Below are 12,654 nucleotides of genomic sequence, written 5' to 3' on the forward strand. Positions count from 1 at the left end.
TTACTCCTCCTGACCGGTGTATCATGCACTTTATTTTAACAGACTGTAATACCCTTGTATGAAGATAAACAAAACTATGACCGGAAGCACAAAGGTAAAGTAGAACCTGAGTTTGCGGGGAAAACGAATGCCGGTGCCGGAATCCGCTTCTTTGATAAAATTATCCCATCCCCATCCATAGCGGGTAACGCAGAACAGCAGGTATACCAGGGAACCCAGCGGCAGCAGATTATTGCTGACCAGGAAATCTTCAAATCCCTGTATGTCAAAACCCAGGATGGAAACGTCTTTCCAGACGGTCATTCCCAGAATGCAGGGCAAGGATAAGACGGCGATCAGAACCGCGTTGACAAGCGCTGCCTTCCTAAGGCTCCAGTTCCACAGGTCCATAAAGCAGGACATGATATTCTGAAATACCGCAATAACGGTGGAGAGCGCGGCAAAGGACATAAACAAAAAGAACAAAGATCCCCAGAGCCTGCCGCCCGGCATGGAATTAAACACATTAGGCAGGGTGACGAAGATCAGTCCGGGCCCCTCTCCTGGATTGACACCGAAAGCAAAACAGGAGGGAAATATAATCAGACCCGCGATCAGCGCTACCGAAGTGTCCAGAACAGCCACATTGAGGGCTTCTCCGGTCAGACGGTGTTCTTTTCCTATATAACTGCCAAAGATGGCCAGAGATCCGATTCCGATGCTTAAGGTAAAAAATGCCTGTCCCATAGCGGCAAATATGACATTGGCCACCCCGGCCTCTTTGATCTTATTAAAATCGGGAAGCAGATAAAAGGACAACCCCTTCGCCGCGTTTGGCAGCGTGAAGGCGCGGACTGCCAGCACCAGCATAATGAGAAACAGACTGGCCATCATCCATTTGGTAATCCGTTCCACACCCCGCTGGAGGCCGAAGGAACAGACCACAAAGCCCAAGATCACGATGATGAGCATCCACAGGATCATCTCGGAGGTGCTGCTGGTCAAAGCATTGTACTTCGTACTGATGGCGTCGGGGGTTAATCCCTGGAATTCTCCCGCTGCCATTTTAAAAAAGTAAGCCAGCATCCAACCGCCGACGGTAGTATAAAACATCATCAGCAGGATATTACCGGCCAGCCCGAAATAGCCGTGAATATGCCATTTGCTCCCTTTGGGCTCCAGAACATGGAAGGAGCGGCCGATGCTCTTCTGACTGGCCCTTCCCACGGAAAATTCCATCACCATAATCGGCAGGCCCAGGATAATCAGGAAAAACAGATAAATAAGGACGAAAGCTCCGCCGCCGTATTTCCCGGTGATATATGGGAAACGCCAAACGTTCCCAAGACCGATGGCGCATCCTGCAGATAGAAAAATAAAACCCAGACGGGATGAAAACTTCTCTCTTTGCTGCATAAAATCCCCTTCCTCATAGTTACTTAATTGCTATTTTATTCAGGACTTGATATTCTATAGGTACCGGCAAAATACAGGATGAACCTATCTTCATAATACTGTTATTATAAATAGTAGCAGACCTTTGTGTCAAATACAAATATAATACGATTGGGACGCGGGTATTTTAAGGAATGCCAATGAAAAATTCGACTGGAGTGGATGCCAATGAAAAAAATCAACTGGAAAAGAAGAGGGATACTTTTGGGATCACTGACGGTACTCGGCTTGTTGATGCAGGTGCTATCCAGGCATACGGCCTGGTTCGGTGAATGGTATGCGGTGAATATCTATCCGTTGTGGGTGAATACAGTGGGCAGGCTCTTCAGCGTGCTGCCTTTTTCCGTGGGAGAGTTCCTGATCTACGGGGGAATTCTGCTGGTGGCGGTTTGGCTGGCAGTGGGTGTAATCCGAATCCGGAAGGGGATTTACAGTTTAAGCAAAATGGGAAGAAGCGGGGGCATCTTTGTTTTGCATGCGGGTGTCATTCTCTTTTTGATATTTAATCTGAACTGCGGGATTAATTATTACCGCTATCCCTTTTCCCAGGAAGCCGGATTCGAGATGAAAGAGTATACGAAGGCGGAACTTACGGATCTGTGTGAATGGCTTACAGAGGAAATCAACAGGGAAGCGCAGTTGATCGAAACGGACGCAGATGGTTTATGCGCGCTGCCGGAAGGTGTCAAAAGGGAGGCCAGCGCTTCTATGAGTAAGCTGGGGGACCGGTATGAGAGCCTCGATGGGTATTATCCGCTGCCAAAGCCGATCCTGGCAAGTTTTGTGATGTCTTATGAGAAACTGCAGGGGGTGTATTTTCTCACGGTGGAGGCCAATTATAACAGGAATATGCCGGCTTACAGTATACCATCCACCATGTGCCATGAGCTGTCCCATCTGAAAGGGTTTATGCGGGAGGATGAAGCGAATTTCATCGCGTATCTGGCCTGTCAGGAGTCGGACAGTCCGGAATTCCGGTACAGCGGGGATCTGCTGGCTTATATCTACAGTACGAATGCGCTGGCGAAGGATGACCCGGAGGCTTACTCTGAGGTGCGGGCGAAACTGTGTGATACGGCGAATCGTGAGCTGGTGCATCATAATGAGTGGTGGAGTAAATATGACGGTGTGGTGGCGAAAACTTATGATAAGTTTAATGATACTTACCTGAAGGCGAATTCTCAGAGTGACGGGGTGAAGAGTTATGGGCGGATGGTGGATCTGCTGCTGAGTTATCGGGCGGATTTAGAAGGATGAAGGGCTGGAGCTCGAAGGGCCGGAACGGGGGGATTTCGGTATTTTTAGTTTTGGAGTTTGGGGATTTTATACAAAGTAGTTGCGAAAAGACACTGTAAAATGGTAAAATGATATAAAATGGTTGGCGGTATTAGAATACAAAAGAGGGAGATTGGGATGAAAGATACCACTTATAAAGTGATCCTCGGCGGCCTTTTTCATGATATTGGACGGATTGTTTGCAGGGCTTATCCAGATGTGTATGGGCAAGCTTATGAAACGGGTGCTGTCCGGTGGCTGGGGGATAGTAAAGTTATCGGGGATTCTGAATTGCTGGAATTTATGATTGGATCAGAGCAGATTATAGAGGGGAGTAAGAAGGCGGGGAGATGGGAGGATTTACCTGCTTATATAGTTTCTATAGCAAATTATATATTGACGGACATGAGATGGCAGAAACTGACGGGGCAGAGATCAAATCAAAATGAGTTGAGGAGGCTGCAGTCAGTTTTTAATTATTTAAATGGAAGATCGGATATGGTTTTTTATGAACCTAAAATGTCCGAAAGATTATTATTTCCGATTGAAGAGGATCAGTTTATAGAATGGTCTGGCGAAGACTATCAGAATTGTCTGCAGCATTTTGCACAAGATGTGCGTGAGCATGGTGTTGGACCGGATAAATTAAATTCGTTAATAGAAAGCGGGAGAAAATGGTTCTCTGTGGTTGGAACAGCAGGGGAGGATGGAGAGGACGAAGATATTTCCCTGTTTGACAGAAATAATATGTTAGCAGCCTTGGGAAGTTGTATCAGTGAATTTATTGATTGGGAGAAGATGAGCGGGTCAGCGGATGAATCCGTTTTCGATCGGGAGAAATTTGCAGAGGAAAAAGCATTCTTACTTTATACAAGTGATATTTCGGGGGTGCAGCAATTTATTTATATGATAAAAAGTGACAAGGTCCTTAAAACTCTTCGCAGCCGGTCATTTTTTTTGGAAATATTTATGGAGCATTATATAGACGAACTGCTCTCGTTTATTGGCCTATCCCGGGCCAACCTGATTTATTCGGGAGGTGCGCATTGCTATCTTTTGCTTCCGAATACTGCAGAGGTGAAGGACGGTCTGAAATTGTGGAATTCGATTGTAAATAAATGGTTTCGGGATAATTTCGATACACATTTATATATGGCTTCTGCCTGGGTGCCGTGCAGCGGGAAAGAATTGATGAATATACCGGCGGAAGATGAGGCCTATCAAAGCCTATTTCGATCTCTGTCCCGTCAGATCAGTGCCTGCAAAATGCAAAGGTATACACCGGATGAGATTAGAGAACTCAATGGAAACCGTGGGTTGGATGAAGGCAGAGAATGTAAAATATGTGGTCGTACGGAGAAGTTATTGCAAGGAGATGATATATGTGCCTGGTGCGGTGCTTTTGCTGAATTTTCGAATAAGATATTAAAGCCGGATGGGGTGCTGGTGATATACGAGAGCGAGATCAGTGGTCAAACGGGGGTTTCCGTGCCTGTGATCGATAACGGAAAGGCCGGAGAAGCCTTTTTGTATGTTTTTAATCCGCTTCAAATCCGGCGGGAGCTAAAGAGTGAAGAGGTGCGCAGAACGTATGTGAAAAATAACACTCCTATTTCTGAGTGTGGCGCGATTCGGATCTATATGGGAGATTACTATTATAGTGATTTGCTGTCTGTGATGGCGGAGGAAGCACAAGGAATCGGTAAAATTGGAGTTTTAAGACTGGATGTCGATAATCTTGGTTCTACTTTTATTGGTGGATTTCAGATGATTGGGGAAGAGATTCTTTCTAAGAGAGAGCGTTATGTAACATTAAATAGAACCGCGGTGCTTTCACGTAAATTGTCCATGTTCTTTAAAGGTTATATAAATCAAATTTTACAAGGAGATGAGAGTAATTCTTTCCTAAAGGTCGATGTGGTTTATTCAGGAGGGGACGATGTGTTTTTGATCGGGGCATGGAGTGATGTGATCGATGCCGCTATGAGGATTCAGGAGGGCTTTCGGCGTTATACTGCCGGTAAGCTGTCGTTATCCGGAGGGATCGGCATCTATGATCTCAAATATCCGGTTCACCGGTCGGCGGACAGAACTGCTGAATTGGAAGCCATGGCGAAGGCGCTGCCCGGGAAAAATGCGGTGGCATTGTTTGATGCCGACCATGTGTATCCGTGGCCTGCGTTCCGGAAAGGGGTAATTGGTGAGAAATTGACATTGCTCAGGAGGTTCTTTCATGCTAAGAACCAGGAACGGGGAAATGCTTTTTTATATCGGATTCTGGAGTTCCTGAGGGGTACGGATGAAAAAATAAATATCGCGCGCTATGCCTACCTGCTGGCCACTATGAAACCGGATCCGACTGACCAGTTAAATTGGCAGATATATAGTGAGTTTTCACGATCGATGTATCAGTGGATTTTGGACGATAAGGACAGGAAGGAACTAATCACTGCGATTTATATTTTCCTATATTTTACAAGAACGAAAGAAAAGGAGGAGACGCTATGAGTGAATATCAGAGACAGAGAAATAATGGATTTCATGGAGAACACCACGATGCCTATAGCCAGAATAAGGGCAATAGGCAAAAGAGTAATTATAGTCAGAATAATGATTACAGGAAGAACAGCGACTATAGGCAGGAGCATAAAAACCTGGAATTGACAGCCGAGGAGATACCGGTGGATTATGTGGATCGGGCGGAAAGAGTAATGAGGGGGCTGGGGAAAAAGCAGCCCGGTGGGAATTATAAGTTTGAGCTGACCACATCAAAAATACGGAATATCTTTTCGCTGTCAACAGATATATATAACGTAGAGAGCAGAAGGAGGGAGCCGGAATTAAAACCGGAGAGTGTATCCGCCCTGCAAAAGATGAGGGTACGTATTCTATACGATGCAGGCAGAGAAGGAGCGGTGAAAAGTTTTGTTGAAGCGGCACATCTTCTGCAGTATATAAAAGGGATTGGCAGCGATAGGGAGAAATTTATTAATTTTGCGAATTACATGGAAGCGTTGGTGGCCTACCACAGGTTTTTGGGTGGAGATGATGCATAAGGAGGAACGAAAATGAGTGATAAAATAATCATAAAGGCAGTTCTAAAGGTTTTGACGGGATTACATATCGGAGGATCGGAGGAATATGCTGCAATTGGCGCCATAAACAGTCCGGTTATAAGGGATAAAAGAACGAATTATCCAATTATTCCAGGAAGCAGCCTGAAAGGGAAAATCAGAACTTTACTGGCCAGGTACATGGAAAAAGCAGGCATAGTCTACAGTTCTCCCAATAGTGATCCGGAAATTTTGCTACGTATGTTTGGAACTTCGCAGAAGCCTATCAGAAGAAGCCGGCTGCAGTTCGCAGACGCTTTCTTAAAGAATAAAGAGGAATTTTTACACTTGAGTGATGTGACGGAAGTGAAGGCTGAAAATACGATAGACAGAGTGACGGCAAAAGCGAAACCGAGATCGATCGAACGGGTGGTCAGCGGGGCCTTGTTCGAGGTGTGTATCGTATACAATGTAGAGGATGACGGTCAGCGGGATGAGGATCTTGAGATGCTGGCGAAAGGGATGAAGCTGCTGCAGATCGACTATCTGGGGGGCCATGGGACCAGGGGAAGCGGCCGTGTAAGCTTTGAGAATATCCGTATAGAATCAATGAATTTACAAACCGACCTGTCTGAGATCAAAAATCTGTTTATGGAAGTGGAAAATTATGAGCTTTTATCTATATAAATTACGCTTTACGGGGCCCGTTCACTTTGGCAATGGCGCTGACGCTAAGGCTCTGGAACATACGACGGTCAGTCTGTGCGCGGATACACTTTTTTCTGCGCTATGCCATAGTGCCTGCCAAAGTGATGGAGAGAATGAAATACCGGCACTGGTTCAAGGAGTGACAGACAGAAAATTGGCTTTTTCAGATCTGTTCCCTTATAAAAAGGATATCCTTTATGTACCGAAGCCTTCTCTGCCAGCGAAGTTAACATGGAACACAATGGATTCATCCAGAAGAAAACAGATGAAAGGGATAAAGTTTATTCCGGCTATGAGGCTGGATGAATTTTGGAGAGGCCTGCAGGGAGAGCAGAACTTGAATGTGGAAGAATTGGGTGCTGAATTCGGGACTCCGTGGGATGTAATTAAGGCAGCGGTCCGTAGGGAAGAAGACGCATTGCCATATATGGTAAGCGGATTTTTATTTTATGAGGATTGCGGTTTGTATGGGTTGGTCCAATATGAAAATCAGGATGATCTGGATCTGGTTCGCAGGCTGTTGAAAGATCTGGAGATGGAGGGATTGGGCGGGAAAATCAGTTCCGGTTATGGGAAATTCCGTTTGATAGAAGAAACAATCCTGGATGACAGCGCGGAGAATCGTGACAAGCAGAGGGCATTCTTTAAGAGCAGTCTGACAGCGGAGCCGGCAGGATTAAGTCTTCTGCTTACGACAGCTTTGCCGAAGGATGAGGAACTAGACAGATCGATGCAGGGAGCCTATTATACCCTTACCAGAAGAGGGGGGTATGTACTTTCGTCAAAATACAGGGACCATTTTTGCAAGAAAAAAACGCAATATTTCTTTTCCGCAGGTTCCGTTTTTATGAATCGCTTTTCGGGAGATATTTATCAAGTATTCAACGGGAAGGATCATCCGGTTTATCGATATTCCCGTCCGATTTTTATGGAGGTAAAACAATGATCCGTGAAGGATATCTGGAGAGTTATCAGATGATATTAGAAACCAGAGCACCAGTATTTGTAGGAAATGGAAAGTCCTGCAGCAAGGTGGAATATTATATGGATGCCAACAAGAGAATGGTATCCGTATTAGATGATGAAAAATTCTTTTCTTTCTTAATCGAAAGAGGGTTAGTGGAAAAGTATGAAGCGTTTATCACCAATCCGTTTAGTGGTTATTTATATAAATTTCTGTCGGAAAATTCCGTAACAGAACAGGAAGTGGCATCATTTACTCGATATACCATCCGCTGTGGGGAAGGACTGGAGGCGGGAAGATCCCTGAAAGAGATCTGGATGTTTTACAGAGATCGCTATGGCAGACCTTATATTCCCGGAAGTTCTTTAAAAGGGGCATTGCGGACTGCTCTATTGACAGGATTGCTTTTGCAGAAGAATGGGCTTCAGAAGAATGATTTAAATGCTAAAAGACTGGAACAGACCTATCTGAATACTTTGCAGGTGACGGATCATCCGGGCGACGAACAAAATAGTATTATGAGAGGATTCGCTGTATCCGACAGCGAAACGATTTCCCCGGATGATATGGTTTTATGCGGAAAATGGGATATGTCTCCCAGTGGGAATATAAAACAGATGCCTTTGGTACGGGAATGCGTCCGCACAGGAGTAAAGATCAGAAGCAGGATAACGATTGACAGAAGGATCTGGAAGGATTGGAATCTGAAATTCTTAGAACAATGTATCCAGGATTATGGAAAGCATTACAAAGATACATATTTGCCTTATTATATGAAGTATAAAGGCGGTGAATTTCCCGTGCATAATCAGATGCTGGTGGTCGGAGGAGGCTGCGGATATTTCTCTAAAAATATTGCGTATGCAGCCATGGGGAAGCACAGGCATGAACAGGCTGTGAAACTGGTCTCTTCTGTGATGAAGAGGCAGTTCCCAAAGCATTTTCACGACAAGGACGAGCTGGTGGGAATCTCCCCCAGAAATCTAAAGTGTACGTATTATAACCGTGATGTTTACCATTATGGTGTGTGTACGGTAGGATTTAAATAGAAGGAAAGCGGGGACGCAGATTTGGCGAAAAAGTTTACAGTTGAATGGGAATATAATGGCGAAGTGGATGTGAATCCCGGATATGCCTTCTATGGAATGCTGAGCAACAAGTTGGATTCGGAACTGTCGGATCTGCTGCATCAGCAGGAACGCGTAGTGATGAGTCAATATGTGAAGTATGATAACCGGACGCAGCGGGCGGTTTGGACTCTTTCCTGTTTTGATGACAGGCTGGAGCAACAGATCGAAGATATTTTAAAGGACAGGAAGGTAGATATTCGCGGTAAGGAATACCATATGGTCCAGAAAACAGAAATCTTGATTCCGGGTGAGCGGGAGATTTTTTATGAAGCGGGGATGCGTTATGGAGAGGCCAGACAATATCGGATTTATTTTCACAGCCCTGCGACATTCAAACAAAACGGAGAATATGTGCTATTTCCTACGGCGGAATTGGTCATGCAAAGCCTTATTATGCGTTGGAACAAAATATTTCCGAAGGTACCGGTAAATGATGAGGACGCGGTGAGGCAGATTTTAATTGGCACGAAGATCACGGCATATAAATTGGAGAGCAGTTATTATCCTATGAAAAATATGTTCACGAAGGGCTTCCGGGGATATATAATGATAAAATTTTATTTGCCCGAGCCGCTGAGAATTTTAGCTCAGGCATTGTTGTACTTTGGTAATTGGTGTGGGGTTGGAGCGAAGACGGCGCTGGGGATGGGAGGTGTCTGTGTTGAGCTGATTGGAGGGAAGGAGTGTGGTGCGAACCGGCAGTGAACATGAAAAGTGTGGGGGATTCGCACCTTGGAGGTTTCTAGGGGGCGAGATGTTTTTGGTGGTTTTTTGAGGGGAAATTTTGATGGGGTTTTATAGGTTCGCACTTTATATGTATGGAGATGGCTTTGGCAGCGGGTTGTTTTGGGAGGGGTTACAACTTACGCTCCGCAAGGAGATGGAAACACATCCGGCAACCTTGTTGACCGCCGAAAAGATCAGTTACAACTTACGCTCCGCAAGGAGATGGAAACCTTAACTCTATATTAATATTACCATATATTTTCGTTACAACTTACGCTCCGCAAGGAGATGGAAACTTATCCCGGTCATAGATATCATTCAGGCCGCCTGTTACAACTTACGCTCCGCAAGGAGATGGAAACTGACAGCCTCTCACTATCAGGATCAATTATTAGGTTACAACTTACGCTCCGCAAGGAGATGGAAACGTGTTTGGCTGCTCATTCTCCAACATCGCATCAGTTACAACTTACGCTCCGCAAGGAGATGGAAACCATTTACTTTCCCATTTTGAAAGAGAGACCAACGTTACAACTTACGCTCCGCAAGGAGATGGAAACATCGTAGTTAGCTCCGGTATACACCTGTTCAATGGTTACAACTTACGCTCTGCAAGGAGATGGAAACTGCAATTCCCAAAGTTGATCGCTTGTATTCATAATCGTTACAACTTACGCTCCGCAAGGAGATGGAAACCTCGTCCAACTGTGTTTTTGCCCGTCTAGTAATCGTTACAACTTACGCTCCGCAAGGAGATGGAAACCCGGAATAGTAGCACCACAAATCACCGTTCCGGCGTTACAACTTACGCTCCGCAAGGAGATGGAAATTGTGTAATTCCTAACTGGCTATATAGTATACTCATTCCAACCTGCGCTCCGCAAGGAGATACAACATGTCCGCATTCAAAAATATTACTTCTATACGCGCCTAATTTTTAAGTAGAGAAAATACTGAAAGAAGGATAACAATGAAAAAATACATCTTATTCTCAGCAGTAAGCGGCACCGATCCCATTGCAAGGAATAGTGACGGTCCACTATTACATATTTGTCGAAAATATAAACCGGCTGTAATTTATCTATATTTATCGAAAGAAATGCTGGAATTACACAGAAGAGATGATCGATATTGCCGGAGCCTGAACAGATTAGGCGAGACATTAGGATATACGTTCAAGATTGAAATTATCGAAAGGCCTGATTTAGACAATCCCCATGTATTTGACATCTTCTATCACGAATTCCGCAGCATACTAAGTGAGATAAGCGATAAATACAAAGGAGAGGATTTCGAGCTGCTATTAAACGTTTCTTCGGGAACACCTGCGATGGATGCAGCTTTACAGACCCTGGCTGCCTTTAGTGATAGTAAATATCGTCCGATTCAAGTACCCTCTCCCGCAAACGGAGGAAATTTTAATAAAGAATTTGATTTTGAGGAGAGGTGGGTCACTAATAAAGATAACCAAGAAAATTTTAATGACCGGTGTGTGGTTTCGGAACATCTGAATCTGGCAGAAGAGATCAGATATGGTATTATTCGTGGACATCTGGAGGTTTACGATTATACTGCGGCAAACAATGTTGCAAAAAACTGTAATCATCTGTCAAAAATATCATTAGCGATGCTGGAAGCTTCAGAAAAGAGATTCCGTTTGGAACTGGATGAAGTCTGGGCCTTACAAAAGCAATATGAGTTTAATTTTATGCCTAGATTAGATACAGTATATCAAATGAATATAGAATATCTTTTAACGTTGGATATTAAACGTAAACGCAAGGAATATGTCGATTTCATAAGAGGTGTTACGCCGATCATTATAGATGTATTAGAGAGTTATTTATCCAATATCTTAGATATCAGGATAAAAGACTATTGTGAAAAATCTAAAAGTGGAAAAGTATATATCACCAGGAAGAAACTGGGGCAAACGAAAAAGGGCAGGGATATTTTAGAAAAGCTGGAGAATGGTTTTTCAATAGGATCTGGAAAGGGATATAACGAAAACTTACCGTATTCATCGGTACATCTGAAAATTCTTATTGAGAGTTATGGAAGTGATAAAAACGTTTTTTCCATGGTGAAAGAATTGAGAAGAGTTGAGCAAAATGTCCGTAATTTTGCAGCACATGTAATCATTTGTCTAACTGAGGATATAATTACAAAAGAATGTGGGAAATCCCCGGCTGATATCATGGAGACTTTATGGAAATTAGCCAGAAAAGCCGGTATTTATCAAAATGAGTCTATCCAATCATCATATGATAATATGAATGAACTGATAATAAATCAATTGTATTCCGGTACAGAAAATAGTCTTTAGTGCCAACGTTGTTATCACAACATAATTTATTGCATTAAATGGAAAAAGCATTTGTATTCGTGCTTGCATATTGCTATAATATATCCGTTGCAGTGCTTAAAAACGAATGTGTAACTGTACTTTCGCCCTACATACTAATTTCTATCATACAGACAACGGAGGTAACTATGAAAACCCAAGACAAAGAGAAGCTGCAAGAGCGCATCCGGCAGTGTGATGAGCATATCATAGAAGCCCTGAATCAAAGGATGAAGCTGACCAGAGAACTGACAGATTTCGATATAAAGCATCATCAGCCCTTGCTGGGACCTGGAACAGACCAGGATAAAATCATGAAGAAATCTCAGGATGACAGTATGGATGAAGAGGCGGACGGAGAATTGTACGGAGAATTAAAGAGGGACCTGGGCGGTCAGATCGATCGCCTTCTTCGCGGCTGCGCTGATGAATCAATCATCCGTAATATCTATCAGACAATAATTGAAAGTGCCGATAAAGTCCGCGCACAGTCCTTGTTCTCCTGTAATATCCTGCTGGTGGGTTTCATGGGAACCGGGAAGAGCACGATCTCATCCTATCTGGTGAAAACGCTCGGGGTAGAGGAGGCAGATACGGACCGCCTGATCGAGCAAAGAGAGGGCAGGAGCATTGCCAATATTTTCGAAACAGACGGCGAAGCCTATTTCCGCCGCTGTGAAACCCAGCTGCTGGCAGAGCTTCAGAGACGGAAGAATCTGATCATATCCTGCGGCGGAGGTATGGTGCTTCAGGATGAGAATATCCGCCTGATGAAAGAAAACGGGAAAATCGTACTTCTGACGGCCAGGCCCGAAACGATCTACGAACGGGTCAAGGACAGCCGGGAACGCCCGATTCTGAATCATAATATGAATGTGGAATTTATCGCCGGGCTTTTGGAAAAACGGCGGCCGAAATACCTGAAAGCGGCAGATATTATCATCGCGACAGACGGAAGAGATGTGCCGGATATCTGTGAAGAGCTGATCGAAAAAGTCGCGGGAAGTGCGAAATAAGCTT

10 protein-coding genes and 1 CRISPR repeat array are annotated in these 12,654 nt (G+C 44.3%); of the genes, 9 read left to right on the top strand and 1 reads right to left on the bottom strand.

All coding sequences use genetic code 11. From position 1 onward, the window contains the following. Positions 1–30: 30 nt before the first annotated feature. Complete coding sequence (locus ABC831_RS02845) at positions 31–1,395, bottom strand: sodium-dependent transporter (RefSeq protein WP_343246729.1); 1,365 nt, start codon at positions 1,393–1,395, stop codon at positions 31–33. 207 nt (positions 1,396–1,602) lie between these two features. On the opposite strand from ABC831_RS02845, the gene ABC831_RS02850 reads away from it, so the two are divergent. From ABC831_RS02850 to ABC831_RS02890, 9 genes are all read left to right on the top strand, one after another. Further along, the gene (locus tag ABC831_RS02850) at positions 1,603–2,691 is read left to right on the top strand and encodes a DUF3810 domain-containing protein (RefSeq protein WP_343246730.1); all 1,089 of its coding nucleotides are present in this window, start codon (positions 1,603–1,605) and stop codon (positions 2,689–2,691) included. A 156-nt stretch (positions 2,692–2,847) separates the two neighbouring features. Then, positions 2,848–5,217 carry a type III-A CRISPR-associated protein Cas10/Csm1 gene (gene cas10, locus ABC831_RS02855; RefSeq protein WP_343246731.1) on the top strand — a complete coding sequence of 790 codons (2,370 nt, stop codon included), beginning with the start codon at positions 2,848–2,850 and terminating at the stop codon, positions 5,215–5,217. Then, complete coding sequence (gene csm2 / locus ABC831_RS02860; RefSeq protein ID WP_343246732.1) at positions 5,214–5,765, top strand: type III-A CRISPR-associated protein Csm2; 552 nt, start codon at positions 5,214–5,216, stop codon at positions 5,763–5,765. Before cas10 ends, csm2 begins: the two co-directional genes overlap by 4 nt. A 12-nt stretch (positions 5,766–5,777) precedes the next feature. Next, entirely contained in the window at positions 5,778–6,449 is a 672-nt protein-coding gene (gene csm3 / locus ABC831_RS02865; protein WP_343246733.1) for a type III-A CRISPR-associated RAMP protein Csm3, read from the top strand. Then, on the top strand, positions 6,430–7,416 hold the full coding sequence (gene csm4 / locus ABC831_RS02870; RefSeq protein WP_343246734.1) for a type III-A CRISPR-associated RAMP protein Csm4: 987 nt from the start codon (positions 6,430–6,432) through the stop codon (positions 7,414–7,416). Before csm3 ends, csm4 begins: the two co-directional genes overlap by 20 nt. Next, positions 7,413–8,483: a type III-A CRISPR-associated RAMP protein Csm5 gene (gene csm5 / locus ABC831_RS02875; RefSeq protein WP_343246735.1), complete on the top strand. Its 1,071-nt coding sequence runs from the start codon at positions 7,413–7,415 to the stop codon at positions 8,481–8,483. Before csm4 ends, csm5 begins: the two co-directional genes overlap by 4 nt. Before the next feature lie 21 nt (positions 8,484–8,504). Further along, a complete protein-coding gene (gene cas6 / locus ABC831_RS02880; protein WP_343246736.1) occupies positions 8,505–9,269 on the top strand; it encodes a CRISPR system precrRNA processing endoribonuclease RAMP protein Cas6 in 765 nt (254 codons plus the stop codon). Between the two features lie 150 nt (positions 9,270–9,419). Next, a CRISPR array of direct repeats spans positions 9,420–10,120; the repeat unit is 33 nt; unit sequence GTTACAACTTACGCTCCGCAAGGAGATGGAAAC. A gap of 140 nt (positions 10,121–10,260) precedes the next feature. After that, positions 10,261–11,616, top strand: coding sequence for a type III-A CRISPR-associated CARF protein Csm6 (gene csm6, locus ABC831_RS02885; RefSeq protein WP_343246737.1), 1,356 nt, complete (start codon positions 10,261–10,263; stop codon positions 11,614–11,616). A gap of 167 nt (positions 11,617–11,783) precedes the next feature. Continuing rightward, on the top strand, positions 11,784–12,650 hold the full coding sequence (locus ABC831_RS02890; RefSeq protein ID WP_343246738.1) for a shikimate kinase: 867 nt from the start codon (positions 11,784–11,786) through the stop codon (positions 12,648–12,650). The last annotated feature ends 4 nt before the right edge of the window (positions 12,651–12,654 follow it).

This window comes from Diplocloster hominis (genome assembly GCF_032380655.1).
GTDB lineage: Bacteria > Bacillota > Clostridia > Lachnospirales > Lachnospiraceae > Diplocloster > Diplocloster hominis.